This window comes from [Mycobacterium] fortunisiensis (assembly GCF_019050325.1).
GTDB lineage: Bacteria > Actinomycetota > Actinomycetes > Mycobacteriales > Mycobacteriaceae > Mycobacterium > Mycobacterium fortunisiensis.
In genome coordinates this window covers 65856-91481 of the sequence record NZ_VOMB01000019.1, presented here as the reverse complement: position 1 = coordinate 91481, position 25626 = coordinate 65856, and the positions used below count along the sequence as shown (strand labels likewise).

23 protein-coding genes and 1 pseudogene are annotated in these 25626 nt (G+C 68.9%); 12 read left to right on the top strand and 12 right to left on the bottom strand.

Annotated elements, in window-relative coordinates:
- Nucleotides 1-48: 48 nt before the first annotated feature.
- From FR943_RS15590 to FR943_RS15550, 9 genes are all read right to left on the bottom strand, one after another.
- On the bottom strand, nt 49-2298 hold the full coding sequence (locus FR943_RS15590) for a substrate-binding domain-containing protein (protein ID WP_217158767.1): 2250 nt from the start codon (nt 2296-2298) through the stop codon (nt 49-51).
- Nucleotides 2299-2353: 55 nt separating this feature from the next.
- Nucleotides 2354-4564 (bottom strand): malate synthase G, encoded by a 2211-nt coding sequence (locus FR943_RS15585; RefSeq protein WP_217158765.1) that lies wholly within the window; start codon nt 4562-4564, stop codon nt 2354-2356.
- Between the two features lie 54 nt (nt 4565-4618).
- Nucleotides 4619-5539, bottom strand: coding sequence for a 3-methyladenine DNA glycosylase (locus FR943_RS15580; RefSeq protein WP_246585053.1), 921 nt, complete (start codon nt 5537-5539; stop codon nt 4619-4621).
- A gap of 22 nt (nt 5540-5561) precedes the next feature.
- The gene (locus FR943_RS15575) at nt 5562-6614 is read right to left on the bottom strand and encodes a hemolysin family protein (protein ID WP_217158763.1); all 1053 of its coding nucleotides are present in this window, start codon (nt 6612-6614) and stop codon (nt 5562-5564) included.
- Nucleotides 6607-7974, bottom strand: coding sequence for a hemolysin family protein (locus FR943_RS15570; RefSeq protein ID WP_217158761.1), 1368 nt, complete (start codon nt 7972-7974; stop codon nt 6607-6609). The genes FR943_RS15575 and FR943_RS15570 overlap by 8 nt, the downstream gene beginning before the upstream one ends.
- Nucleotides 7975-8157: 183 nt before the next feature.
- Nucleotides 8158-9594, bottom strand: a complete 1437-nt coding sequence (locus tag FR943_RS15565) for a GuaB1 family IMP dehydrogenase-related protein (protein ID WP_217158759.1) — start codon at nt 9592-9594, stop codon at nt 8158-8160.
- Nucleotides 9595-9640: 46 nt separating this feature from the next.
- Nucleotides 9641-11107: an NADP-dependent phosphogluconate dehydrogenase gene (gene gnd, locus FR943_RS15560; protein WP_217158757.1), complete on the bottom strand. Its 1467-nt coding sequence runs from the start codon at nt 11105-11107 to the stop codon at nt 9641-9643.
- A 51-nt stretch (nt 11108-11158) separates the two neighbouring features.
- The gene (locus FR943_RS15555) at nt 11159-12130 is read right to left on the bottom strand and encodes a M56 family metallopeptidase (protein WP_217158755.1); all 972 of its coding nucleotides are present in this window, start codon (nt 12128-12130) and stop codon (nt 11159-11161) included.
- 26 nt (nt 12131-12156) lie between these two features.
- On the bottom strand, nt 12157-12561 hold the full coding sequence (locus FR943_RS15550) for a BlaI/MecI/CopY family transcriptional regulator (protein ID WP_217158753.1): 405 nt from the start codon (nt 12559-12561) through the stop codon (nt 12157-12159).
- A gap of 224 nt (nt 12562-12785) precedes the next feature.
- On the opposite strand from FR943_RS15550, the gene FR943_RS15545 reads away from it, so the two are divergent.
- The 8 genes from FR943_RS15545 to FR943_RS15510 all read left to right on the top strand — a co-directional run bounded on the left by FR943_RS15545 (nt 12786) and on the right by FR943_RS15510 (nt 18518).
- Complete coding sequence (locus FR943_RS15545) at nt 12786-13556, top strand: iron reductase (RefSeq protein ID WP_217158751.1); 771 nt, start codon at nt 12786-12788, stop codon at nt 13554-13556.
- Between the two features lie 156 nt (nt 13557-13712).
- Nucleotides 13713-14117, top strand: coding sequence for a PaaI family thioesterase (locus FR943_RS15540; protein ID WP_217158749.1), 405 nt, complete (start codon nt 13713-13715; stop codon nt 14115-14117).
- 76 nt (nt 14118-14193) lie between these two features.
- Nucleotides 14194-14496 (top strand): urease subunit gamma, encoded by a 303-nt coding sequence (locus tag FR943_RS15535; protein ID WP_217158747.1) that lies wholly within the window; start codon nt 14194-14196, stop codon nt 14494-14496.
- 3 nt (nt 14497-14499) lie between these two features.
- Nucleotides 14500-14814 carry an urease subunit beta gene (locus FR943_RS15530; RefSeq protein WP_217158745.1) on the top strand — a complete coding sequence of 105 codons (315 nt, stop codon included), beginning with the start codon at nt 14500-14502 and terminating at the stop codon, nt 14812-14814.
- Entirely contained in the window at nt 14811-16532 is a 1722-nt protein-coding gene (locus FR943_RS15525; protein ID WP_217158743.1) for an urease subunit alpha, read from the top strand. Before FR943_RS15530 ends, FR943_RS15525 begins: the two co-directional genes overlap by 4 nt.
- Nucleotides 16533-17168, top strand: a complete 636-nt coding sequence (locus tag FR943_RS15520) for an urease accessory protein UreF (protein WP_217158741.1) — start codon at nt 16533-16535, stop codon at nt 17166-17168.
- Between the two features lie 25 nt (nt 17169-17193).
- On the top strand, nt 17194-17880 hold the full coding sequence (ureG, locus tag FR943_RS15515) for an urease accessory protein UreG (RefSeq protein WP_217158739.1): 687 nt from the start codon (nt 17194-17196) through the stop codon (nt 17878-17880).
- On the top strand, nt 17880-18518 hold the full coding sequence (locus FR943_RS15510; protein WP_217158736.1) for an urease accessory protein UreD: 639 nt from the start codon (nt 17880-17882) through the stop codon (nt 18516-18518). Before ureG ends, FR943_RS15510 begins: the two co-directional genes overlap by 1 nt.
- Here the strand turns inward: FR943_RS15510 and FR943_RS15505 are convergent.
- The 3 genes and pseudogenes from FR943_RS15505 to FR943_RS15495 all read right to left on the bottom strand — a co-directional run bounded on the left by FR943_RS15505 (nt 18515) and on the right by FR943_RS15495 (nt 21607).
- A complete protein-coding gene (locus FR943_RS15505) occupies nt 18515-19888 on the bottom strand; it encodes a type II NADH:quinone oxidoreductase Ndh (RefSeq protein WP_217158735.1) in 1374 nt (457 codons plus the stop codon). The two genes, FR943_RS15510 and FR943_RS15505, sit on opposite strands and share 4 nt — an antisense overlap.
- 98 nt (nt 19889-19986) lie before the next feature.
- Nucleotides 19987-20914, bottom strand: a pseudogene (locus FR943_RS15500) (LLM class F420-dependent oxidoreductase).
- A gap of 18 nt (nt 20915-20932) precedes the next feature.
- Nucleotides 20933-21607, bottom strand: a complete 675-nt coding sequence (locus FR943_RS15495; protein ID WP_217158732.1) for an SDR family oxidoreductase — start codon at nt 21605-21607, stop codon at nt 20933-20935.
- A 177-nt stretch (nt 21608-21784) separates the two neighbouring features.
- Here FR943_RS15495 and FR943_RS15490 point away from each other — a divergent pair, with 177 nt between their 5' ends.
- The 4 genes from FR943_RS15490 to FR943_RS15475 all read left to right on the top strand — a co-directional run bounded on the left by FR943_RS15490 (nt 21785) and on the right by FR943_RS15475 (nt 25625).
- Complete coding sequence (locus FR943_RS15490) at nt 21785-22579, top strand: ABC transporter permease (RefSeq protein WP_217158730.1); 795 nt, start codon at nt 21785-21787, stop codon at nt 22577-22579.
- On the top strand, nt 22576-23658 hold the full coding sequence (locus FR943_RS15485; protein WP_217158728.1) for a sulfate/molybdate ABC transporter ATP-binding protein: 1083 nt from the start codon (nt 22576-22578) through the stop codon (nt 23656-23658). Before FR943_RS15490 ends, FR943_RS15485 begins: the two co-directional genes overlap by 4 nt.
- A gap of 200 nt (nt 23659-23858) precedes the next feature.
- The gene (locus FR943_RS15480) at nt 23859-24887 is read left to right on the top strand and encodes an alanine and proline-rich secreted protein Apa (RefSeq protein ID WP_217158726.1); all 1029 of its coding nucleotides are present in this window, start codon (nt 23859-23861) and stop codon (nt 24885-24887) included.
- 435 nt (nt 24888-25322) lie between these two features.
- Nucleotides 25323-25625: a GlsB/YeaQ/YmgE family stress response membrane protein gene (locus FR943_RS15475; RefSeq protein WP_217158724.1), complete on the top strand. Its 303-nt coding sequence runs from the start codon at nt 25323-25325 to the stop codon at nt 25623-25625.
- The last annotated feature ends 1 nt before the right edge of the window (nt 25626 follow it).

Sequence of the window (25626 nt, the reverse complement as noted above, 5' to 3'; positions counted from 1 at the left end):
ATTGTCGCCGCAACGACCGGGGGTCGACTGCACGAATTTTGGCGCCGGTCAGCCCAACAGAGAATTGACCGCGGCGGCGAGTTCGGGTGAGGCCGAGCTGGATACGTGTTGATAGGTGCCGCTGCTGGCCTGGGCGACGGCTTCCCACGTGGCGCGGTCGGAGCCGCCACCGAAATCGATCACGTTGACCGCCACCGGCCGGGCCGGGTCGAACGCGCCGCGGATGTACTCCTGCAGCCCGGCGCCGTCCAGGCTCTGGTCGGTGTGTGGACCGGTGGTGATCACCAGGATCGAGTTGTCCTGGCCCTCGCGGAATTTGGACAACGCCTCGGTGTAGACCATGCGGAGCGTGGTGAAGGACACCGCGCCCCCGCCGGAGGCTGACTGCTCGTCGAGCGTGGAGGTCAGCAGGTCGGAACGGCGCTGACCGCTCACCGGCTCGGCCAACGGACCGATCGCCACCTCGGAGCGGCCCTCGGTGCCGTCGAATGTCCACAGTCCCACCGCAGACGTGTCGGGTAGGGCCTTGAGCCGGTTGTCGAGCGCGGCAACCACATTGGCCAAGCGGGACTTGCCGCCCTCCTCGGTCGGCATCGACTGGTCGAGCATGATGGTGACCGCGGGGCTGCCCGTCGGCGAGGCGGTGGCGTTGGCCAAGGTAACGCGCATGGCGTTGTCGCCGATCGACAGTGGCGCCGCCAGGTCGCCGAAGTCGGTGACATCGCTGGACGGTGGCGTCGCCCCCTCGGCCCGGAAGCCGGCCTTGGCGAGCTCGGCGAGTTGCTCGGGCTTGCGCAGGTAGCGGGCGAACTCGCTGGCCGCGGTGACCTGCTCCTTCTCCAGCCAGTCGCCGGACAGCAGCACCGTCGGGTAGTCGGCGCTGGCGGTGGGGCCGGCCGGCAGCCAGCCGGCCAACGAGGATTTGGCGTCGTCGATGCCGGCGGCCCGCTGGAACAGTTGCTGTTCGGTGGTGGCCACCGCGTGCACCGGCGAGGTGGCCGGGTCGGTGGCCTCGAGCATGGTGTCCAGGGCGGTGCCCAGTTCGGCGTCATCGAGCTTGGGTTGCCCGCGCAACAGCGTGTTGACCCCGCTCATGCCCGAGGTCACCGGCGCGCCGGCGGGGGCGGTCGCCGCGGCGACGGCTTCGCCGGCCAGGGCGGCGGTGTCACCGTTGCTGTGTGTCGGCAGCGCGAGTTTCAGAGTTCCCCATCCGGGCAGCTTGAGCCCGTTCATCGCCGCCGGGCTGCTCTGCAGCTGCGGCAAGGCGCCCCAGTTCTGTTGTCCCAGTGCATCTTTGAGCTGAGGACTGACCGCGAGCAGCACCGGCGAGGTGACCAGGGAACGGCTGTCGCTGACGGTTTGGGCACCCGCGGTGGCCTCCAGCCGGGCTTCGGCGATCCCGCTGGCCGGAATCCACAGGGCCGGACGGTCGCCCAGCTCACTGGGCCACGTCTCGGCGAATCCGTGGATCACCCGGTCGGATTCGGCGGACTGCACGCGCACCTTGACGCAGCGGTCGCCGACCGGGCTCACCGACTCGTTGTACGTGTTGGCCAACCCCTCGATATACGTCGAGATGGTCGGGTCGGCGATCACGGCCACCCCGAGTTCGCCGTCCACGCAGCGTGCGGCCGCCGCGTCGCTGCGATCGGCCAGGACATCGCCGAGGAACTTCCACAGGATGACGCCGCCGACCACGGCCACCACGGTGACCAGAGCCACGATCACCCCGACACTGACCCCGCGCCGGCCCGTTTCGACCGCGCGGTGGCTTCCGGTCCACTCACCGCCGTCCCAGTCGCCGCCGTGCTGACGGCCGCTCGGCGTGCTGGGCGGTGGCGGTCCGACCGCACCGAACTGTGCGGTCGGCTGATCGTCGGCGTAGTCGTCGGCGTAACCCTCGTCGGCGTATTCGCGGCCGGCATAGTCCGCATCGGCATAGTCGGCGTCGGCATAGTCGGCGCCGGCATAGTCGGCATCGGGGTAGTCGGCGCCGGGGTAGCGACTGCGGTAGGCATCGACGTACTCGTCGTCGTAGCCGTCGGATTCGGCGTACTCCGCCCCGCCGAACTCCGCCTCGCCGAACTCCGGTTCTTCGTATCCCGGTTCGGCATAGTCGGCATACGGCTCGCGGTAGTCCGATTCGTGGTCGTCGTCACCATCGGCGTAACCGGGTGCGTGGTAGCCGGGCTCGTCCCGGTAACCCCGGTGGGCGCCGGAGTATCCCGGGTCGCCGACGGGCCCGTGCTCGGGCTCGTCGGGCGCATCCTCAGGGTCGGGAATGCTGTGCCTGCCCATCCCTAACCCCTGTACGTCTCGCGCCGACTAGTCATCCGGACCCGCCGAAGTCTAATCACTTCCCGGCGGTGCTCGCTTTGAACTCGCGGCGGCGGCGGTGCAGGATCGGCTCGGTGTAGCCGTTCGGTTGCGCAGCCCCGGACAGGATCAGCTCCTGCGCGGCGGCGAACGCGATGCTGGCCTCGGGATCGGGCGCCATCGCCAGATAGCCGGGGTCACCGGCGTTCTGCTCGTCGACGACCGCGGCCATGCGACGCAGGCTGGCCTTGACGTCCTCTTCGGTGATGACGCCGTGGCGCAACCAGTTCGCCAGCAGCTGGCTGGAGATCCGCAGCGTGGCGCGGTCTTCCATCAGCGCGACGTCGTGGATGTCGGGCACCTTCGAACAGCCGACGCCGGCGTCGATCCAGCGGACCACGTAACCCAGGATCGACTGGCAGTTGTTGTCGACCTCCTCGTGGATCTCCTCGGGCGACCAGGTCAACGAGGAATCCGCCAGCGGGATCGTCAGCAGTTCGTCGATTGTGCTGCGCCGCTTGCCCATCAGCTCCTTCTGCACGGCCTCGACGTCCACCTGGTGGTAGTGCATCGCGTGCAGGGTGGCCGCGGTGGGCGAGGGCACCCACGCGGTGGTGGCGCCGGCGCGGGGCTGACCGATCTTCTGCTCGACCATGTCGGCCATCAGATCGGTCATGGCCCACATGCCCTTGCCGATCTGTGCCTTGCCGGACAGGCCGGTGGCCAGGCCGACGTCGACGTTGTTGTCCTCGTAGGCCTTGATCCAGGGCTGGCTCTTCATCGCGCCCTTGCGGATCATCGGACCGGCCTCCATGGAGGTGTGGATCTCGTCGCCGGTGCGGTCCAGGAAGCCGGTGTTGATGAACACCACGCGGTCGGCGGCGGCCTTGATGGCGGCCTTCAGGTTGACGGTGGTGCGCCGCTCCTCGTCCATGATCCCGACCTTCAGGGTGGACTCGGGCAGGCCCAGCACATCCTCGACCCGGCCGAACAGCTCACAGGTGAAGGCGACCTCGTCCGGGCCGTGCATCTTGGGCTTGACGATGTAGACCGAGCCGGTGCGGCTGTTCTTCAGCGGGCCGTTGCCCTCTTCGTCCTTCAGGCCGTGCATGGCGATCAGTCCGGTGAACAGCGCGTCCTGGATGCCCTCGGGGATCTCGTTCCCGTCGGCGTCGGTGATCGCGTCGTTGGTCATCAGATGCCCCACGTTGCGCACGAACAGCAGGCTGCGGCCGGGCAGCGTCAGCTCACCCTCGCCATCGGGGGTGGTGAAGGTGCGGTCCGGGTTGAGCACCCGGGTGAACGTCTTGCCGCCCTTGCTGACCTCTTCGGCCAGATCGCCCTTGTTCAGGCCCAGCCAGTTGCGGTAGCCGAGCACCTTGTCCTCGGCGTCGACGGCGGCCACCGAGTCCTCGAAGTCCATGATCGTCGTGATCGCGGATTCCAGCACGACGTCCTTGATGCCGGCGGCATCGGTCGAGCCGATGGGGGAGTCCGGGTCGATCAGGATCTCGATGTGCAGCCCGTGGTTGGCCAGCAGCACCGACCACTGGGGCTGGCCCAGCTCACCGGTGTAGCCGACGAACTGCTCGGGCGTGGCCAATCCAGTCGACAGACCGTCGCCGTACTCGACCAGCAACTGGCCGGCCCCGTCTTCGTGGACGATCTTCAGGCCCTTGGCCTCACTCCAGGAGCCGGCGGCCAGCGGCGCGGCCTCGTCGAGGAAGTTGCGGGCATACGCGATCACCTTGTCGCCGCGGATCTGGTTGTAGCCCGTGCCCTTTTCGGCGCCGTCTTCCTCACTGATCACGTCGGTGCCGTACAGCGCGTCGTACAGCGAACCCCAGCGGGCATTCGCGGCGTTCAGCGCGAACCGGGCGTTGAGGATCGGCACCACCAACTGCGGGCCGGCCGTCGAGGTGATCTCGTCATCGACGCCGGCGGTGGTGACGGTGAAATCGGCGGGCTCAGGCAGCAGGTAGCCGATGTCGATGAGGAACTGCTTGTAGGCCTCGGGATCGATCGGCTCCAGCACGTGGGCGCGGTGCCACTTGTCGATCTGCGCCTGCAACTCGTCACGGCGGGCCAGCAGTTCCTGGTTGCGCGGGGTGAGGTCGGCGACGACCTTGTCCACACCGGACCAGAAGCTGTCCGGATCCACGCCGGTGCCCGGCAGGGCCTCGTTGGTGATGAAGTCGTGCAGCACCTGTGCGACGCGCAGGTTTCCGACAGTCACGCGATTGGTCATGCGCGTTTCCTCCCTCGGCTGCAGGCACCGTGCGGCGCCTGCCGTTTATCCAGCTTACCCATTGGTAACGTCGGCCTTTCCGTCGTCCAACCCGGTGAGCAACAGCTCACATCGGTTTGCCAACGTGACCCGCAACGGAGCTGCCCGCTGCGCGATCCGCTGTTGGGCCTTGACGTATTCGGCACGCCCGGCCGGTGTTTCGATGGCGATCGGCTGGAAACCATATCGTCTCAAGTCGTATGGGCTGGCACACATATCGACTGCCCGCGCGTCGGCCGCCAATTCCAGTGCGTCCATCACGAGTTCCGAGGGCACCAATGGCCCCAGCTTGTAAGCCCATTTGTAGATGTCCATCGCGGCGTGGATGCAACCCGGCTGCTCGGAATCGATCTGCCGGTCCCGGCTCAGCTGCCGGTCATTTCGGCCGACGGCGCCGTCGGTGAAGAACCGGAACGCATCGAAGTGGCTGCAGCGCAACGACATTGACTCGACGACCGTGTCCGTTCCGGCGGAGCCGAGGCGCAGCGGAACCTGGCTGTGACGTAGCTGGGGGGCCTGATAGACCATGGCCCACTCATGCAGACCGAAGCAGTTCAGCCGGGGCGCCCGCGCCGCGGTGGCGCGCAACAACTCCGCGATGAACCGCACCGTGTCCCGGCGTGTCGAGAGGTGCTCGGCCGACACCGTCACCCCGTGCGGGTGTTCCCGGTACCCGGTGCGGCCGAGGTAGGCGCGGGCCGGTTCGCCGGCCAGCACGATGCCGTAGCCGGGGTGCCAGTGCCGCAACCGGCGGGGCCGCAGGCTGTAGTAGGTGAACAGGAAATCCCACACCGGATGCGGTTCACCGGCGCGCTGCCGGCGCAGGTGCGGTGTGAGGAATTCGTCGACCCGGCGCCGGTGTGATTCGGCGCGGTCGGTCCACTGCCCGACCGACAGCACTTCGTCGGTGACATCCTCGACAGTCAGTTCGGACATGGCGTGCTCGAGCCTACCGAGGTCAGATGCGGTGCGTACCGTCACGCACCGTGCCCACCAGATCCTCGACCAGATCCTCCAGGGCCACCATCGCCGTCACGGTGCCGTCGGCGTGGGTGACGAGCGCGAGGTGGCTGTTGCTGCGACGCATCCGCGACAGTGCGTCGGGCAGCGGCAGTGACGACGGAATCCGTGGCAGCGGACGCACCAGCGACATGTCGACCACCGCGTCGGGGTCGTTGAGCTGCGGCAACACGTCCTTGATGTGTAGATATCCGATGGCGGTTCCGGCGGCGTCGGTCACCGGGAACCGGGAGTAGCCGGTCTCGGTCAGCGCCTGCTCGACGGCCGCCACGGTCGGGCCACGGCCGTCGGCGGCCACCGGTATCGCGCGAATCTGGTGCATCGGCATCGCGACGTCACTGACGGAGTGGCTGCGGGTCTGCAACGCCCGGGTCAGCCGGCCGTGCTCCTCGCTGTCGAGCAGACCCTCCGACACCGACTCGGCGATCATCTCGGCCAGCTCGACGGTCGACACGGCCGACGCCAGCTCGTCGCGCGGTTCGACGCGGAACGCGCGCAGGGTGGCGTTGGCGCACCAGTTGTAGAACGCGATGAACGGGCGGGCCGCCCGGATGTAGACCAGATACGGCGGGATCAGCAGCATCGCGGCGGTCTCCGGCCCGGCGATGGCGATGTTCTTCGGCACCATCTCGCCGAGCAGCACGTGCAGGATCACCACGACCGCCAGCGCGACGAAGAACGACACCGTGTGCAGCACCGCGTCGGTCACCCCGACCAACGCGAACGGCTTCTCCAGCAGGTGTGCGACGGCCGGCTCGCCGACCCGGCCCAGCAGGATCGAACAGATCGTGATGCCCAGTTGGGAGCCGGCCAACATCAGGGACAGATGCTCACCGGCGCGGATGACGGTGACGGCGCTGCGTTTGCCCTGCTCGGCGAGCGCCTGCAGCCGGTCCCGGCGCGCCGAGATCAGGGCGAATTCCGCGGCCACGAAGAACGCGTTGGCCGCCAGCAGCAACACGGTCAACAGCACACCGAGAATGTCACCCATGGCGGCCCTCCGGGTTGTCCAGCCGGGTCAGCTCGAGCAGGTCGATACGACGGCCGTCCATCCGCACCACCGTGGCCAGCCAGCGCGTCGGCTTGTCGGGATCGCCGTCGGGATCGAACGCGGTGAGCTCCACGGCCTCGCCGCTCTCCGGGATGTGCCCGAGCTCCTGCAGCACCAGCCCGCCGATGGTTTCGTACTCGCCTTCGGGGGCGCGGAACCCGGTGCCCGCGGCCACCTCGTCGATCCGTAGCAGGCCCGACACCTGCCAGCCGGCCCCGGCCGGCACCACGTCGGGGGTGGCGTCGTCGTGCTCGTCGCGCACGTCGCCGACGATCTCCTCGATCAGATCCTCGACGGTCACCATGCCCGCGGTGCCGCCGTACTCGTCGACGACGAGCGCGGTCTGCAATCCGTTGGCGCGGATCTGGGTCATCACCGCATCACCGTCGAGCGTGGAGGGCACGGTCGCCACCGGCAGCGCCACGGCCGCCAGCCGGGTCCGGTCCCGCTCGGCCCGCGGTATCGAGAACACCTGTTTGACGTGCACCACGCCGATCGTCTCGTCGAGATCGCCCTCGACGATCGGGAAACGCGAATAGCCGGTCCGGATCGCCGCCGCCATCAGGTCGGCCACCGAATCGCCCGCGTCGAGGACCTCGATCTTGGATCGCGGGGTCATCAGTTCTTCGGCGGTGCGCTCACCGAACTGCAGCGAGCGGTGCACCAACTGGGCGGTGGACGGGTCCAGTGACCCGGAGCGGGCCGAATTGTGCACCAGCGACGCCAGTTCCTGCGCCGACCGTGCCGAGCGCAATTCCTCGGCCGGTTCGATGCCGAGCCGACGCAGAATCCAGTTGGCGGTGCCGTTGGTCAGCCGGATGACCGGCGTGAACAGCAGCGAGAACAACAGCTGGAAGGGGGCGGCGGCTCGCGCCGTGGGTACCGGGCGGGCCACGGCGAGATTCTTGGGCACCAGCTCGCCGAACACCATCGACAGCGAGGTCGCGATCAGCACGGCCAAAAACAGGGACAGCCCGCCGGCGACATTCGGCGGGAGGCCGACGGCGTCCAGACCGGGCCGGATCAGCTCCCCGACCACGGGTTCGGCGAGATAGCCGGTGGCCAGGGTGGTGATTGAGATACCCACCTGGGCCCCGGACAGCTGGAAGGACAGCGTGCGGTGGGCGCGGCGGACCAGTTGGTCGCGGCGGTCACCGCTGCGGGCGTTGGCCTCGACGGTGCTGCGTTCCAGTGCGGTCAGGGAGAACTCGGCGGCCACGAAAACCGCGGTGCCGAAGGTGAGGAGGATGATGGCCAGGATCGAGAGCGCGGACAGAACCACATCTGTCGAGATACCCATCAGATCCTCGCCGTCGCGACGCCGGGCCCGGGGCCCGGCCGACTAGGAGGGGGGTCGTCAGCTTCGGCGCTCAGAAGTGACTGTTGCTCCACCTGGGAGGCCGGTTCAGAACCGGAGGCCTCGGTGGGTGCCTGCGGCACGTGAACCCTTTCGTTCGATCCAATCCGAATCCCAATACTAACGTCACCAGCCGGCGGGTAGCGGGTGTCCTTCGGCGAAACCGGCCGCCGATTGCACGCCGAGCACCACTTTTTCGTGCAGTTCGGCGAGGTTGGTCGCACCGACGTAGGTGCAGGTGCTGCGCACGCCCGAGGTGATGTGGTCGAGCAGGTCCTCGACTCCGCCGCGGGCCGGGTCCAGGCTCATCCGCGAGGAGGAGATGCCTTCCTCGAACAGCGCCTTGCGGGCCCGGTCGAACGAGCTGTCGCCGGCGGTGCGCGCGGCGACCGCGCGTTTGGAGGCCATGCCGTAGCTCTCCTTGTACGGCCGCTCGTCGCGATCGTGCAGCAGGTCGCCGGGGGACTCGTAGGTGCCGGCGAACCAGGATCCGATCATCACGTTGGCGGCGCCCGCGGCCAGCGCCAGCGCCACGTCACGCGGGTGCCGCACCCCACCGTCGGCCCACACGTGCGCCCCGAGTTCTCTTGCCGCCGCGGCACATTCGACGACGGCGGAGAACTGCGGCCGGCCCACGCCGGTCATCATCCGGGTGGTGCACATCGCCCCGGGGCCCACCCCGACCTTGACGATCGAGGCGCCGGCCCCGATCAGGTCGCGGGTGCCCTCGGCCGAGACCACGTTGCCCGCGGCCAACGGCAGGCCCAGCTCCAACGACGCCACCGCCTCGATGGCGTCGAGCATCTTGACCTGATGGCCGTGGGCGGTGTCGATGACCAGCAGATCCACCCCGGCCTCGGCCAGCGAGCGGGCCTTCGCCCCGACATCGCCGTTGATGCCGACCGCCGCGGCGATGCGCAGCCGCCCGGCGGCGTCGACGGCCGGGGTGTAGAGGCCGGCCCGCACCGCGGCGGTGCGGGTCAGCACACCGGCCAGGGTGCCGTCCGGTCCGGTGAGCACCGCGAGGTCGATCGGGGCGTGTTCGAGCAGGTCGAACACCTTGCGCGGGTCGGTGCCGGCCGGCGCGGTGACGAAGTCGGACACGGCGACGTCGCGAATCCGGGCGAACCGGTCCACCCCGGCGCAGCCGGCCTCGGTGACCAGCCCGATCGGGCGGCCCTCGAACACCACCACGGCCGCCCCGTGCGCCCGCTTGTGCAGCAGGGCCACGGCGTCGGACACCGAATCGTCGGGGCCCAGCGTCACCGGGGTGTCCACCACCAGATCGCGGCTCTTGACGAACTCCACGGTGTCGGCCACCACGGTCGGCGGCAGATCCTGCGGCAGGACCACGATGCCGCCGCGCCGCGCGATGGTCTCGGCCATGCGCCGGCCGGCCACCGCGGTCATGTTCGCCACCACCACGGGGATGGTGGTGCCGGATCCGTCGGTGGTGGACAGGTCCACGTCGAACCGCGACGCCACCTCGGAACGCCCCGGCACCACGAAGACGTCGTTGTAGGTCAGGTCGTACGGCGGGATGTGTCCGTGCAAAAACCTCACGCCCGCGAGTCTAGTTGCGCCGGCCCTCCCTGCTCGCGGGAGGAAGTCAGGCCTGGACTTCGCTGCGGTCGCCGCTCCAGAGGGTGTGGAATTTCTGCCCGGGCTCGGCGTCGGTGCGCTCGTAGGTGTGCGCCCCGAAGTAGTCGCGCAGCCCCTGGGTCAGCGCCGCGGGCAGCCGCTCGGTGCGCAGTGCGTCGTAGTAGGACAGCGCAGAGGAGAAACCGGGGATCGGGATACCCAGAGCGGTGGCCGTGCTCACGACCCGGCGCCAGCTGTCGATCGCCGCTTCCACCGCGCTGCGGAAGTACGGGGCGGCCAGCAGCGTGGGTAGCCCCGGATCGGCTTCGAAGGCGTCTTTGATCCGGTTGAGGAACTTGGCCCGGATGATGCAGCCACCGCGCCAGATGGTGGCCAGGTCGCCCGGGGTGACGTTCCAGTCGTATTCGGCACTGCCGGCCTGGATCTGGTTGAAACCCTGTGCATAGGCCACGATCTTGGACGCGTACAGCGCCTGGCGCACATCCTCGGTGAACTGCGCGGCATCGGTCGGCGCGGTACCGAGCTCACCCGAGGCCAGCCCGACGGTGGCCTTGCGCTGCGGCACCGAACCGGACAGGGCCCGGGCGAACACGGCCTCGGCGATGCCGGTGACCGGCACCCCGAGATCGAGGGCGGACTTCACCGTCCAGCGGCCGGTGCCCTTCTGCTCGGCCTCGTCCACGATCACATCCACCAGCGGCTTGCCGGTCTTGGCGTCGGTCTGGCGCAGCACCTCGGCGGTGATCTCCACGAGGTAGCTGTCCAGATCGCCGGTGTTCCACTCGGCGAACACGTCGGCGATCTCGGGGGCGGACTTGCCCAGCCCGTCGCGCAGCAGCTGGTAGGCCTCACCGATCAGCTGCATGTCGGAGTACTCGATGCCGTTGTGCACCATCTTGACGAAGTGGCCGGAACCGTCCGGGCCGATGTGGGTGCAGCACGGCACGCCGTCGACGTGCGCGGAGATCTCCTCCAGCAGCGGGCCGAGGCTCTTGTACGACTCGGCCGGGCCGCCCGGCATGATCGACGGTCCGTTGAGCGCACCCTCTTCACCGCCGGAGATGCCGGCGCCGACGAAATGCAGCCCGCGTTCGCGGATCGCCTTCTCGCGGCGGATCGTGTCGGTGTAGAGCGAGTTGCCGCCGTCGATGATGATGTCGCCGGGCTCCATGGCCTCGGCGAGTTCGTCGATCACCGCGTCGGTGGGGGCACCGGCCTTGACCATGATCAGCACCCGGCGCGGCTTCTCGAGGGCGTCGAGGAATTCGGCGATGGTCTCGCTGCGGACGAAGGTGCCTTCCGAACCGTGCTCGGCCAGCAGCGCGTCGGTCTTGGCGATCGACCGATTGTGCACGGCCACGGTGTAGCCGTGGCGGGCGAAGTTGCGGGCGATGTTGGAGCCCATCACCGCCAATCCGGTGACCCCGATCTGCGCAGTGGCAGTGGTGTTCGACGGTGTGCTGGACGAACTCATGCAGCAGCCTTTCGTTGTTTTGTTGTGTCAGAACGCCTGTCGGGCAGTGCGTTATCCGAGACCGGAGAACAGGCGGTGAAGCTCGGTGAGCCAGGGGACCGCGACCGCGACGGTCGGCACCACCAGCACCGCAGCCGCGGCCAGGTAGGCGGTGGCGGCCATGGCCACACTGTTGGGCTTGCCACCAAGGCGCCGGACCCGGATCACGGTGGTCGGCCCGCCGGCGGCCAGCGCGCCCGACGGGGTGCGGCCGCTCGCGCAGGCCACCAGTGCCCGGGCCAGGGGAGTGGGACCTGCGGTGCGCACCGCGGCGTCGTCGGCCAGCAGCTCGATCAGCAGGCGCACCGCGTCCAGTGCGTTGGCGCTCCGGACGAACCGTGGGAACGCGGCATGGACCGCGGTGAACATCTCCAGGACGAGGTCGTGGCGGGCCCGCAGGTGGGCGCGTTCGTGGGTGAGGATCGCGGCGATCTCGTTGTCGGACAAGGTGGTCAGGGTGCCCTCGCTGACCACCACCCGGCTGCGGACCCCGGGCAGGCAGTAGGCCAGGGGCTGGGCGACGTCGAGGATGCGCAAGCCGTCGCCGGCCAGCGGGCGGTGCGCCGTACACAGGTGGGCCGGCACCGCGTCGCGGGACTTGCTGAGCAGGTCGACCATCATCCGGTGATGGGCACGGCGGCGGCGGGTGCCCACCGCCACCTGGATCACGGCCACGCAGAGGCGGCCCCCGATGAACAGGGTGAGGCTGAACACCACGACGTAGAGCAGCCACAGCGGCCAACCGAGGGCTTTGATCTCACTGGTGATGGTGGCGGTCGGCCGGCCGTCGGGCCCGGGCACGAAGAGCCGGCTGGCGATGGCGATGCCGGCGGAGAACGCCGAGAGCACCGCGGCCAGCGCGACGGACTGCCACAGCACGATCGCGGCACGTGGTGCACGTAACGGCCACGCCGCACGTGCCAGCACCGCCGGCACTGGTCCCACCAGCGCCAGCGCGACAAGGGTGAAGGCCAGCGCGGACACGCCGTAAGTCTCTCTCAGGCGGTGCCCTAATTTCCAGCCGGTGGGTGCGGCTGGTGCTTGCTCTCCAATTCGGCCAGCGCCCGACGCAGCGCTCGGGCTTCGTCGGCACCGACTCGCTCGACGAAATGCACCAGCGCGGCCTGCCGGCTGCCGGAGTCCGCGGCCTGGTCGAGTGCGTCGACCATCAGGCCGGCGACCAGCTCGTCGCGGCCATGGGTGGGCGCGTAGCGGTGCGCGCGGTCATCGCGGTGCTGTACGACGAGGTTCTTCTTCGCCAGCCGTTGCAGCACCGTCATGATCGTCGTGTAGGCCAAGTCGCGGCGGGCGGCCAGCGCCTCGTGGACTTGGCGCACTGTTTGGGGTTCGGGTGCGGACCACAGGTGGTCCATCACCTCGCGCTCAAGGTCCCCTAGACGCGTCAATTTGGCCATGTTCCGTTCACTCTCCTGAGCAGTAGAGCCAGCGTACTACGCGTTTACTACCGCGCGTCGTATGCGTTTGGCGGCAGCTGCGGCAGCGTCGCCGCCGTCGGTTTAGGTCAAGGTCAGCGCCCTTTGCAGGGGTCCTTGTGAATCCAATCACAGGGGGTGGCCCTCGTGCTGCACATGACTATAGTAAGGCTAACCTAAGTGAAACTGGAGCCTTCGGAGGTGGCATGACGGTCTTGATCGAAGATCCGCTGATCGCGGGTATGGCTATCGAGCGGACGTTGCCGCTCCACGAGTCGAGTCGACGCCTGCGTGAGCTGTATCCGGAATGTCCGCGGGTCTACGGCGTGGCCGTGGTGGGCGATCTGTCGCGGCGGCGCTGGTGGCCGCTGGCCGAGGCGTTGTCGGCCAACCGGCTGCAGGCGATGTTCGACACCGCGATGGCCGAGACCGGCAATCGCGCTGCGGTCGCCCAGCAGCTGGCCGCCACGCTCACCCATGTGGTGATCGGCCGGGTGGTGCCGCTGCTGGTGCTGGAGGGGCGGGCCTGGGACACCGGCCTGGAGAACCTGTGGGTCCATGTGGACTCCGAAGGGGCGATCGACTGGGTCGGCGTCGTCGATCCGACGTTGCGTGGGCTGCCCGACGATCCCTACTTCGGTGGCCGGGTGATGCGGTTCGCCAGCGCGTCCTATGACGGAATCGTCCCGCTGCCCAGCGAGGCGGCGCTGACCACCTGGGTCGCACATCGCAGTCACCGGGCGCTGGAACCGCTGTTCGCCCGGCTGGTGGACATCAGCGACGGCGCCATCACGGTCGCCGCGATGTGGCACATGGTGGGGGCCGCGGTGGTCGGTGCGGCCACCCAGGTTCCGCTGCTGGCCGGGTGCAGTGAGGTGGTGAGCATGCGGCGCGGTCAGGCGGTGCTCGACGCCCTGGTCGGGTTCGGTCTGCCGGTGCGCGGCTCGGGCCGGGCCGGGAAGGTCTTGCTTAATTAGGGTAGCCTTGCCTAGTATGTAGATACGAGGCTAACGGACCGAGCCGGAGTCCTGAGGGCTGCAGAGACCCCCGGTCCACTCGAGGGCGGGTCCCGCGTTTCACACGCGGGACCCGCCCGCATCTTTGTGACGGCACGGCGTGTAGACACGAGGACTGTGACCACTGATTACCGCGAAGACCTGGGTAAAGGCTTCGACTCCGAATTGGGCCTGACCTACCTCGAGCTCACCCCCGACGGGGGCCGCGCGCAGCTGACGATCCACGACAAGCTGCTGCAGCCGTGGGGCATCGTGCACGGCGGCGTGTACTGCTCGATCGTCGAAAGCCTGGCCAGCGTGTCCGGTCACATCTGGCTGTCGGAAAACGGCGGCGGCACCGTGGTCGGGGTCAACAACAACACCGACTTCCTGCGTGCGATCGGCTCAGCGACGATCACCGCGACGTCGACGCCCATCCACCGCGGCCGACGGCAACAACTGTGGCTCATCACCATCACCGACGAGAACGACAAGCTCGTGGCCCGCGGTCAGGTGCGGCTGCAGAACATGCCCGCGCAGTGACCCCTCCGGCCCTCGGCCCCTCCGCCCGGCCGGCGAGCGCTGCCGAAAACCGCTCGTCGTGGCAATATCGCCGACTATGCGTTTGACCCCGCATGAGCAGGATCGTCTGCTCATCTCGTACGCCGCCGAACTGGCGCGCCGCAGGCAGGCGCGCGGCCTGCGACTCAACCATCCCGAGGCCGTCGCGGTGATCACCGACCACCTGCTGGAGGGCGCCCGGGACGGCCGCACCGTGGCCGAGCTGATGATCAGCGGCCGTGACGTGCTGACCCGCGAGCAGGTCATGGAGGGAGTACCCGAGATGTTGGACGACGTCCAGGTCGAAGCGACGTTCCCAGACGGCACCAAGCTGGTCACCGTCCACCACCCGATCGCCTGAGCGATGATCCCCGGCGAAATCGTCTTCGGTGACGGTGTCATCGATCTCAATCCCGGTGCGCCACGGTTGGTTCTCGACGTCGTCAACACCGGTGACCGGCCGGTGCAGGTTGGCAGCCACGTGCACCTGGCCCAAGCCAACGCCGCGTTGGACTTCGACCGGACCGCCGCCCGCGGCCACCGGCTCGACATCCCGGCCGGTACCGCGGTGCGTTTCGAACCCGGTGTGGCCCAGCGTGTTTCCCTGGTGCCGCTCGGTGGCGTCCGTGAGGTGCACGGCATCAGTCTCGACCCGCCCGGCCGATTGGACGCCCCATGACCGAGTTGACCCGGGCGCGTTACGCGGCCCTGTTCGGACCCACCGCCGGAGACCGGATCCGGCTGGCCGACACCGACCTGTTCATCGAGGTCACCGAGGACCGCAGTGGCGGTCCCGGACTGGCCGGCGACGAGGCGGTGTTCGGCGGCGGCAAGGTGCTGCGCGAGTCGATGGGGCAGTCGCGGGCCACCCGCGCCGACGGCGCACCCGACACCGTTATCACCGGAGCCGTGATCATCGATCACTGGGGAATCATCAAGGCCGACATCGGCATCCGCGACGGCCGCATCGCCGCGATCGGCAAGGCCGGCAACCCCGACATCATGACCGGGGTGCACCCCGGGCTGGTGGTCGGCCCGTCCACCGAGATCATCGCCGGCAACGGTCGCATCCTGACCGCGGGTGCGATCGATTGCCACGTACACCTCATCTGTCCGCAACTGATGGCAGAGGCGCTGGGCAGCGGCATCACCACCATCGTGGCCGGCGGCACCGGCCCGGCCGAGGGCAGCAAGGCCACCACCGTCACCCCGGGCGCCTGGCACCTGGCGAGGATGCTGGAATCGCTGGACTCCTGGCCGCTCAACATCGCGCTGCTGGGCAAGGGGAACACCGTCAGCTCCGAGGCGATGTGGGAGCAGTTGCGCGGTGGGGCAGCGGGTTTCAAGCTGCACGAGGACTGGGGGACCACACCGGCGGCCATCGACGCCTGCCTGACCGTGGCCGACGCGGCCGGGGTGCAGGTCAACATCCACACCGACACGCTCAACGAGGCCGGCTTCATCGAGGACACCCTGGCCGCGATCAAGGGCCGCGGCATCCACGCGTACCACACCGAGGGGGCCGGCGGCGGGCACGCACCTGACATCATCACCGTCGCCGCACACCCCAATGTGCTGCCGAGTTCGACCAATCCGACCCGTCCGCACACGGTCAACACCCTCGACGAGCACCTCGACATGCTGATGGTGTGCCACCATCTCAACCCCGCGGTGCCCGAGGACCTCGCCTTCGCCGAGAGCCGGATCCGGCCGTCGACGATCGCCGCCGAGGACCTGCTGCACGACATCGGCGCCATCTCGATGATCGGCAGCGACTCTCAGGCCATGGGCCGCATCGGCGAGGTGGTGCTGCGCACCTGGCAGACCGCGCACGTGATGAAGCGCCGGCGCGGCGCACTCGCGGGTGACGGTGCGGCCGACAATCACCGCGTCCGGCGGTATGTCGCGAAATACACCATCTGCCCGGCCATTGCGCACGGTCTGGACGACGAGGTCGGTTCGGTCGAGGTCGGCAAGCTCGCCGACCTGGTGCTGTGGGAACCCGCGTTCTTCGGGGTGCGGCCACACGCGGTGCTCAAGGGCGGCATGATCGCCTGGGCAGCCATGGGCGATGCCAACGCGTCCATCCCGACGCCCCAGCCGGTGCTGCCCCGTCCGATGTTCGGTGCGGCTCCCGCCGCTGCGGCAGCGACCTCGGTGCACTTCGTGGCACCGCAGGCGGTCGCGGACGGGCTCGCCGACCGCCTGAATATCCGACGGAAGTTGGTGGCAGTCAAGGATGTTCGACGAGTGGGCAAGGCGCAGATGCCGCTGAACGACGCGTTGCCGCACATCGAGGTGGAGCCCGACACCTTCACCGTGAAGATCGACGGACAAGTGTGGCAGGAGCAGCCCGCCGTCGAACTGCCCATGGCACAGCGATACTTCCTGTTCTAGATGAGCAGCCTGGCAACACTTCTGGCCCTGGCCGATTCGCGTCTGCCGACCGGCGGGCACGTGCATTCCGGTGGTGTCGAGGAGGCGGTGACCAGCGGGCTGCTCACCGATCTGCCGACCGTGCGCGCCTACCTGGTGCGGCGCCTGCGCACCAGTGGTCTGGTGACGGCCTCGCTGGCGGTGGCCGTGCACACCGCGGCGCTGGACCCCGCGACGGCCGATGCCGAAACAGATGCCCGGACACCGGCTCCGGCCGCCCGGGCCGCCTCCCGGGCCCAGGGCAGGGGACTCGTGCGGCTGGCCCGCCGGGTCTGGCCGGCCCAACCGTGGGACGCACTCGGTGCGCGCCCGCACCTGCCGGTGGCGGCCGGCGCCGTCGGGGCGGCCGCGGGGCTGGAACCCGAACAGACCGCGCTGTCGGTGGTCTACACCACCATGACCGGGTCGGCGACGGCCGCACAGCGGCTGTTGGCCCTGGACCCCGCCGACATCGCCACCGTGACCTTCGAGTTGTCCGCGCTGTGCGACGCGGTGGCCGCCGAGGCGGTCACCGGGCCGGCCGACCTGTCCGACCCGCTGCTCGACGTCCTGGCGCAGCGCCACGTCGAGCGGGACCGTCCGCTGTTCGTCTCGTGATCTCTGCAAAATCGAAAGGCCCAGCATGCCACCACATTTCCTGGATGGAGAACCGCACTCCCATCACGACCGTCCCAAACGGGTGCGGCAACCCGGCGAGCCGTTGCGCATCGGGGTCGGCGGGCCGGTCGGCTCCGGTAAGACCGCGCTGGTGGCGGCGTTGTGCCGGCGGCTGCGCGACGAACTCTCGCTGGCGGTGCTGACCAACGACATCTACACCACCGAGGACGCCGATTTCCTGCGTCGGCACGCTGTGCTGCCCGACGAGCGGATCGCCGCCGTACAGACCGGCGGGTGTCCGCACACCGCGATCCGCGACGACATCACCGCCAACCTCGATGCGATCGACGATCTCGTCGCGGCCAACCCAGGTTTGGACCTGATCCTCGTCGAATCGGGCGGCGACAATCTCACTGCGACGTTCTCCTCGGGCCTGGTGGACGTGCAGATCTTCGTCGTCGACGTGGCCGGGGGAGACAAGGTGCCGCGCAAGGGCGGCCCCGGCGTCACCTTCTCGGACCTGTTGGTGGTCAACAAGACCGACCTGGCTCCGCTGGTGGGCGCCGATCTGGACGTGATGCGCCGTGACGCGGCCAAGGTGCGCGCACACCGTCCCACGGTGCTGGTCTCGCTGACCGAGGATCCCTCGGCGGGCCCGGTGCTCGACTGGGTGCGGGAACAGCTGAAAGTGGCGCAGGCGCCGTCGGCGTGATGCACACCCACGTCATCGTGGTGGCCACGCCGGGCCGGCTACCCCGAATCGAGGCCCGCGGCGGACTGGCGGGTCGCTGCACCGGACCCGACACCGTGCATCTGGTGTCCACGGCGGCCACGCCGCTCGGGGGCGACACCCTCACCGTGCAGTTGGTGGTGGAAGCCGGTGCCCGGCTGCGGATTCGCACCGCCGCGGCCACGATGGCGCTGCCCGGCGCCCAGCTGCTGCAATCGTCGGCGCGCTGGACGGTCGAGGTCGCCGGTGAGCTGGACCTCGATCCGGAACCGACGGTGGTGGCCGGTGGCGCCACCCACCACACCACGACGCACCTGAACCTCGCCGAATCCGCACAGCTGCGCATCCGGGAGCGCACACAGATCGGCAGATCCGGTGAACGCGAGGGCTTTTGGACCTCGGCGCTACATGCGGACGTCGGATCGACACCGCTGCTGCGGCATCGCATCGAGCTCGGCCACGGCGCGGTGGCCGACGACGTGTTGGCCGCGCCGCGCGCCTGTATCAGTGAACTGCGTTATCCCGCCCCCACATTCGAGACGCCGGGAACGGTGCTGGCCCTCGCCGCCGGTGGCAGCCTGGCCACCTGGCAGGGAGACCGGCTGCCCCCGAACGGCTAGGACGCGGCCTTCTCGGTCTCCTGCACCGTGGCAGCGATCTCCTCGAGCTCCTCGATCCTGGTGCGCGCGTAGGCCTGCTGCTCGGTGATGGTCAGCTGCCCACGCTTGGTGCTCAGGAACGTCACCGTCCAGGACAGCAGCGTGACGATCTTCGTCTTGAAGCCGACCAGGTACACCAGGTGCAGGACCAGCCAGCACAACCAGGCGAAGAACCCGGCGAACTCCAGCTTGCCGACCTTGGCCACCGCCGAGAATCGCGACACCGTGGCCATCGAACCCTTGTCGAAGTATTCGAACGGGGCCCGGATCTTCGGGCTGGTGCCACTGACCTCGCGTTTGATCAGCTTGGCCGCATACCTACCGCCCTGGATCGCGCCCTGGGCGACACCGGGCACCCCGTCCACCGCGGCCATGTCGCCGACCACGAACACGTTCGGATGTCCCGGCAGTGTCAGGTCGGGCAGTACCTTGACCCGGCCGGCCCGGTCCAGTTCGACCCCCGATTGCTCGGTGAGGTCCCGGCCCAGCGGGCTTGCCGACACGCCTGCCGACCACACCTTGCAGGCCGACTCGATCCGTCGCAGCGTGCCGTCGGAATCCTTCACCGTCAGGCCGTTGCGGTCCACGTCGGTCACCATGGCCCCGAGTTGGACCTCCACACCCATCTTCTCCAGGCGGGCCCGGGCCTTGCGGCCCAGCTTCTCGCCCATGGGCGGCAGCACCGCCGGTGCGGCGTCGAGCAGGATCACCCGCGCTTCGGTGGGATCGATGTGCCGGAAGCTGCCGTGCAGCGTCTGGTCGGACAGTTCGGCGATCTGCCCGGCCATCTCCACACCCGTGGGCCCGGCGCCGACCACCGTGAAGGTCAGTAGCTTGGCCCGGCGCTCGGGATCGCTGGAGCGCTCGGCCTGCTCGAACGCGCCGAGAATGCGCCCCCGCAGTTCCAGCGCATCGTCGATCGACTTCATGCCGGGCGCGAACTCGGCGAAATGGTCGTTGCCGAAGTAGGACTGACCGGCGCCGGCCGCGATGATGAGGCTGTCGTAGGGAGTGGAATAGGTGTGCCCGAGCAGCACCGAATCCACCGTCCGCCGCTCCAGGTCGATGTGGGTGACGTCGCCCAAGAGCACCTGGGCGTTCTTCTGCTTGCGCAGGATCACCCGGGTGGCCGGGGCGATCTCGCCTTCGGAGATGATGCCGGTGGCCACCTGGTAGAGCAGGGGCTGGAACAGGTGATGCGTGGTGCGCGCGATCAGCTTGACGTCGACGTCGGCACGTTTGAGGGTCTTGGCGGCGGTCAGGCCACCGAACCCCGAACCGATGATGACTACCCTATGCCGATCCGACGCCGTAGCTCCGGGATGGCTCATTGCTGGCTCCTCGCGGACGTTTTGCCACTCGATACAACGGACAGGTTAGTCGGCGTGATTCCCGCCGGTGTGACGAGACCGCCAACCGAACCGAATGTTTACCCGGATATCAACGGTTTTACGACCTCGGCGACCGCGGTGATACCGCCGGGGACGTAGCCGCCCATGGTCACCGGGCTGAGGATGACCCCGTCGACTCCGGTGTCGAAAAGTTTGGTCTTGAGCTGCTCGGCGATCTGTTCGGGGCCACCGAACACGGCGCGTTGGCGGAAGTCCGGCGGGATGGCGTCTTCGGTGAACTGCTCCCCGATCAGGGCGATGACCAGCATGCTGGTCTCCAGCGTGGCGGGATCGCGGTCGATTTGCTCACACTGCTGCCGGATCACCTCGAGCTTGCGCGGCAGCTCGTCGAAGTTGGCGATGATGTTGAGGTGGTCGAAGTGCCGCGCGGCCAGCGGGATGGTCTTCTTCTCGCCGCTGCCCCCGATCATCAGCGGGATGTGTTCGCGGAAGCGAGGTTCGGCGAACGCTTCCTCGGTCCGGTAGTACGTGCCGCTGAAGGTTGCGCGCTTGCCCTCGAGCATCGGCAGGATTGATCTGCAGTGCCTCGCCGAGCTTCTTGAAACGTTCGGTGAACGTGCCGAACTCGTAGCCGAGGCTGTCGTGTTCGAGTTCGAACCAGCCGGTGCCGATACCGAGAATGGCCCGGCCCGCGCTCACCACGTCGAGCGTGGTGATCGCCTTGGCCAGCAGCGTCGGGTTGCGGTAGGTGTTGCCGGTGACCAACGTGCCCAGTTGGACCCGCTGGGTTGCGGTGGCCAGGGCGCCGAGCGCGGTGTAGGCCTCCAGCATCGGCTGGTCGGGCGTACCCAGGCCGGGAAGCTGGTAGAAGTGGTCCATCACGAAGACGGAATCGAAGCCGGCGGCCTCGGCTTCCTGTGCCTGGGCGATGACCGTCGGGAAGAGTTCGGCGACGCCGGTGCCGTAGGAGAAATTGGGGATCTGCAGTCCGAGTCGGATTGTCACCTCTCCGACCCTAGCGCGCTATCCCAGGGTGGCCATGGCGCCGCGGCTGACGTGCACGGTCTGCCCGGTGATGTGGCGGGCCGCCGGAGTGCTCAAAAACACTGCGAGGCGGGCGAATTCGTCGGCGACCGAGGCCGGGGTGGCGCCCAGGCCGTCATAGCCGGGCTGGGCGGACAGGCCGGGGGCGACGGTGTTGACGGTGATGCCCCGGGTGCCGAAGTAGGTGGCCTGGCCGGCGGTCCAGTCGCCGAGGGCGGCCTTGACCGCGGCCTCGATGCTGCCCTCGCGCGGGCCGGCGGGCACGACGTTGATGATCGAGCCGCCCGAGCGCAGGTGATCGCCGACGATCTGCACGGTCAGCACGGCCGACACCACGGTGGCGTCGAGGGCATTGCGCCAGGCGGTGGCCAGATCGGTCAGCGTGAAAGTGCGGGGGTCCTTGGCCTCGAACAGCGGAGCTGGCACGTTGACCAGGGTGTCGAGGTGATGGGGGAACAGGGTGCGGGCGTTCTCCACGCTGGCCGGATCGGTGTTGTCGAACACGACCGAGGCGACATCGAGTTGCTTGGCGGCCAACTCCAGATCCTCGCGACGGGCGCCGGCGATGACGACGTTGTGGCCGGCCTCGAGGAAACCTGCCGCGATCGTGCGACCCAGTTCGGTGTCGCCGCCGGTGACCAGCACCTCCGCCATGATGTACCTCCATGTACCTGGGGATCGCCACGCCGGACGCGGGCGACAACCGTCGATGTTACTGGACAGTAGCTAGGACGCGAAACTCGGCGCGCCCAGTGCGGCCTGCCCTAGGCTGCCTGAAATGACCAGCGCCAGCGCCGCCACCTGCGTCGACGTGGTCGCAGAGGCCGCACCGTGACCAATCCGCCCCGGCTCCCGCGCTGGATCTATCTCCCCGCGGCGGCCGGCGCCCTGTTCGTGTTGTTGCCGCTGGTGGCGATGGTGGCAAAGGTGGACTGGCCGCAGTTCGGCTCGTTGATCGGGAGTCCGTCGTCGACGGCGGCGTTGGCGCTGAGCGTGAAGACGTCGCTGGCCAGCACCCTGTTGTGCGTGCTGTTCGGGGTCCCGCTGGCGCTGGTGCTGGCGCGCAGCCAAGGGCGTCTCACCCGGACGATCCGGCCCCTGATCCTGCTGCCGCTGGTGTTGCCGCCGGTGGTGGGCGGCATCGCCCTGCTGTACGCGTTCGGCCGGCTGGGGCTGGTCGGCCGATACCTGGAAGCTGCCGGGGTGCAGATCGCGTTCAGCACGGCGGCGGTGGTGCTGGCGCAGACCTTCGTGTCGTTGCCGTTCCTGGTGATCTCGCTGGAAGGGGCGGCCCGCACCGCCGGTGCGGATTTCGAGCTGGTCGCAGCGACCCTGGGCGCGTCGCCGGGGGCGGTGTGGTGGCGGGTGACGCTGCCGTTGCTGGGCCCGGGCCTGCTCTCCGGGGCGGTGCTGGCCTTCGCCCGGTCCCTCGGCGAGTTCGGCGCCACGCTCACGTTCGCCGGATCCCGTCAGGGGGTCACCCGCACGTTGCCGCTGGAGATTTACCTGCAGCGGGAGAGCGACGCGGACGCTGCGGTGGCGCTGTCGGTGCTGCTGGTCGTGGTGGCGGCGGTCGTGGTCGTCGGCCTGGGGAGTCGCCGGTTGCGCGCGGGAGGGTGGACGTGACCCGGCTCCAGGTCCGCGCGGTCGTCGAGAAACGGGGGCTGGACCTGGAATTCGAGGTGGCCGCGGGGGAGGTGCTGGCCGTGCTCGGACCCAACGGGGCCGGGAAATCGACCACTCTGCATACGATTGCGGGCCTCGTCACCCTGGATGCCGGCCGGATTCAGGCCGGGGATCGGGTGCTGACCGACGTCGCCACCGGGGTGCAGGTGCCCACGCATGCGCGGCGGGTCGGATTGTTGCTGCAGGATTCGCTGTTGTTCCCGCATCTGAGCGTGCTGGCCAACGTCGCGTTCGGAGCGCGCAGCGGGCGGCGATCGGGCCGGCGGGACGCGCACGAGTCGGCGCGCAATTGGTTGGCCGAGGTGGACGCCACCGAGCTGGCCGACCGGCGGCCGCGGCGGCTGTCGGGTGGTCAGGCGCAACGGGTGGCGCTGGCCCGCGCCCTGGCGGCCGATCCGGAGGTGCTGCTGCTCGACGAACCGATGGCCGGGCTGGACGTGGCGGTGGCGGCGTCGATGCGCAAAGTGCTGAGACGAGTGCTGGCCAGAGGCGGCAGGTGCGCGGTCCTCATTACGCACGACCTGCTCGACGTGTTGACCCTGGCCGATCGGGTGATCGTGATCCAGGACGGGGGGATTGCCGAAAGCGGTTCCGCCGCAGAGATATTGACAACACCCAGGAGTCATTTTGCGGCCCGGTTCGCCGGGGTGAACCTGATCGCCGGTAGCGCCGGCAGCGGCGGTGCCCTGACCTCGGCATGGCAGCTGGATTGGCACGGCACGCCGGCGGCCGAGCTGCGGCCCGGCGAGGCGGCGGTGGCGGTGTTCTCACCGTCGGCGGTCTCGGTGTACCGCGAGGCCCCACACGGAAGTCCCCGCAACACCGTGGCGGTGACGATCGCCGAACTCGACAGCCGTGGGCCCGGCATCCGGGTGCGGGCCGAAGAGCAACCCGACGGGGCGTCCGGGTTGGCCGCCGACATCACCTCGGAAGCAGCGGCCGAGCTACGGCTGGCTCCCGGGGATGCCGTGTATTTCTCGGTGAAGGCGGCCGAGGTGGCCATCCATCCCGCGCGGTAACACCGGGCTGCTCCGGGCCGAAAGACCGGGTGCGAGCCAAGGGTTGCCAGGCCCGGCGTGGCGCCGTGCCCTCGCACGCGCCAGCAATGTCTGATGGACGTATTCACCTGGCGGTAGGCGATTTTCGGCAATCTCGGTTTTGAACACTCTAAGAGCAACTCACACTTGCGTCACGGCGGTAACACGGTAGTTTCTTCCCCATGGACGAGTCCGACGCGATGTCTCACCGGCGCACAGGTCTGTCGAAGAAGCTGGCAATGGCTGCGGTGACCGGCGCGACTGCGGCGGCCTTCGCGCTGCCCGCGGTGGCGTATGCGGATCCCGAACCGGCGCCCCCCGCGCCGGCCCCGGCTCCGGCGGTGCCCGGCGCTCCTGCGCCCGCCCCGGCACCCGGTGCTCCGGCGCCCGCCCCGGCACCCGGTGCTCCGGCGCCCGCTCCGGCACCTGGTGCTCCGGCGCCCGCTCCGGCACCCGGCGCACCTGCGCCCGCCCCTGCTCCGGCGCCCGCACCCGCCGATCCGAACGCTCCGGCTCCGGCTCCGGCCGACCCGAATGCGCCGCAGCCCCCGCCAGCGCCCGAGCCCGGACGGGTCGACAACGCGGCCGGTGGTTTCAGCTATGTCGTACCCCCCGGCTGGACCGTCTCGGACGCCACCCAGTTGTCGTACGGTCAGGCGCTGCTGACGAAGATTCCGCCGGAGGGCACACCCGAACCGCCGAATGACACCAGCGTGCTGCTCGGGCGGTTGGACCTCAAGCTGTTCGCCGGTGCCGAGGCCGACAATGCCAAGGCGGCCGTGCGGCTGGCCTCGGACATGGGTGAGTTCTTCATGCCGTTCCCCGGCACCCGGGTGAACCAGGAGACCGTGCCACTCGACGCCAACGGTCTCACCGGTGTCGCCTCGTATTACGAGGTGAAGTTCACCGACACCAACAAGCCGAACGGCCAGATCTGGGCCGGTGTGGTCGGTGCGCCGTCGGCGCCGGGAACCCCGCGCGGGCAGCGGGCGCCGGAACGGTGGTTCGTGGTGTGGCTCGGCTCGGCCGGCAATCCGGTGGACAAGGGGGCCGCGGTGGCGCTGGCCAACTCGATCCGGCCGTGGACACCGCCTGCGGCGGCCGCGCCCGACCCCAATGCGCCGCCACCGCCGGCCGACCCGGCTCATCCCGCCGTGGGAGTGCCGGTCCCGGTGACCAACGCGCCGCCGGAGATGCTGCCGCCGGCCTGACATCGTGACGGTGTTCAGGGTCCGACGTAGGGCACGTTGCCGTCGAGGTTGTTGACGTTCATCGTCGAGCCGCCTTCGCAACCCGCGTTGGAGCTCCACCTCCACCCGAAACATTTGCCGATGGCAGGCTGTGACGAATGTGGCAGGTGGGACCGTCGGGGCGAATGTGGTTAGCCACCACCCTGGTCGGCGCCGTCCGGGTGCTCACAGCCAGTTGCCATTAGTGCCGACGGTTGTCATCCGCCGGTGCACCGACAATGTGATTTTTGATTTGCTCCAACCGGTTTTGGTGAGCCTGGGGCGGCCGCGCCGACGTGTCGGCCGAACGCTGATCGTTCCCAATTGATCGGCCTATTCGTTACGTTTGACGGGTACACCTGGGGTGTGGCTCAGCGGGCCCGCTGGGCTTAGCCAGTGACAGGCAGGAGACCTGCAATGGACGTAATGGCGGCTACCGAGATCCTGGCCCGATCGTCCACGCTGACGAGTGTCGGCTGGATCGGCTACATCATCATCGGGGCACTTGCCGGGTGGATCGCGGGCAAGATCGTCAAAGGCGGTGGTTCGGGCATCCTGATGAACATCGTCATCGGCATCATCGGCGCGCTCATCGGCGGATTCCTGCTCAGCTTCTTCCTCGACACGGCCGGCGGCGGCTGGTGGTTCACGCTGTTCACCGCGATCCTCGGATCGGTGATCTTGCTGTGGATCGTCGGGTTGGTGCGCCGAGGCAGCTGAC

Excerpts from the sequence above, each read along its gene's own strand:
- FR943_RS15520 (WP_217158741.1), top strand. The coding sequence starts at position 16,533 with ATGAGCAGCCTGGCAACACTTCTGGCCCTGGCCGATTCGCGTCTGCCG.
- FR943_RS15530 (WP_217158745.1), top strand. The coding sequence starts at position 14,500 with ATGATCCCCGGCGAAATCGTCTTCGGTGACGGTGTCATCGATCTCAAT.
- FR943_RS15535 (WP_217158747.1), top strand. The coding sequence starts at position 14,194 with ATGCGTTTGACCCCGCATGAGCAGGATCGTCTGCTCATCTCGTACGCC.
- FR943_RS15550 (WP_217158753.1), bottom strand. The coding sequence starts at position 12,561 with ATGGCCAAATTGACGCGTCTAGGGGACCTTGAGCGCGAGGTGATGGAC.
- gnd (WP_217158757.1), bottom strand. The coding sequence starts at position 11,107 with ATGAGTTCGTCCAGCACACCGTCGAACACCACTGCCACTGCGCAGATC.
- FR943_RS15510 (WP_217158736.1), top strand. The coding sequence starts at position 17,880 with ATGCACACCCACGTCATCGTGGTGGCCACGCCGGGCCGGCTACCCCGA.
- FR943_RS15575 (WP_217158763.1), bottom strand. The coding sequence starts at position 6,614 with ATGGGTGACATTCTCGGTGTGCTGTTGACCGTGTTGCTGCTGGCGGCC.
- FR943_RS15525 (WP_217158743.1), top strand. The coding sequence starts at position 14,811 with ATGACCGAGTTGACCCGGGCGCGTTACGCGGCCCTGTTCGGACCCACC.
- FR943_RS15495 (WP_217158732.1), bottom strand. The coding sequence starts at position 21,607 with ATGGCGGAGGTGCTGGTCACCGGCGGCGACACCGAACTGGGTCGCACG.
- ureG (WP_217158739.1), top strand. The coding sequence starts at position 17,194 with ATGCCACCACATTTCCTGGATGGAGAACCGCACTCCCATCACGACCGT.
- FR943_RS15590 (WP_217158767.1), bottom strand. The coding sequence starts at position 2,298 with ATGGGCAGGCACAGCATTCCCGACCCTGAGGATGCGCCCGACGAGCCC.
- FR943_RS15580 (WP_246585053.1), bottom strand. The coding sequence starts at position 5,539 with ATGTCCGAACTGACTGTCGAGGATGTCACCGACGAAGTGCTGTCGGTC.
- FR943_RS15505 (WP_217158735.1), bottom strand. The coding sequence starts at position 19,888 with ATGAGCCATCCCGGAGCTACGGCGTCGGATCGGCATAGGGTAGTCATC.
- FR943_RS15475 (WP_217158724.1), top strand. The coding sequence starts at position 25,323 with ATGGACGTAATGGCGGCTACCGAGATCCTGGCCCGATCGTCCACGCTG.
- FR943_RS15480 (WP_217158726.1), top strand. The coding sequence starts at position 23,859 with ATGGACGAGTCCGACGCGATGTCTCACCGGCGCACAGGTCTGTCGAAG.
- FR943_RS15545 (WP_217158751.1), top strand. The coding sequence starts at position 12,786 with ATGACGGTCTTGATCGAAGATCCGCTGATCGCGGGTATGGCTATCGAG.
- FR943_RS15585 (WP_217158765.1), bottom strand. The coding sequence starts at position 4,564 with ATGACCAATCGCGTGACTGTCGGAAACCTGCGCGTCGCACAGGTGCTG.
- FR943_RS15570 (WP_217158761.1), bottom strand. The coding sequence starts at position 7,974 with ATGGGTATCTCGACAGATGTGGTTCTGTCCGCGCTCTCGATCCTGGCC.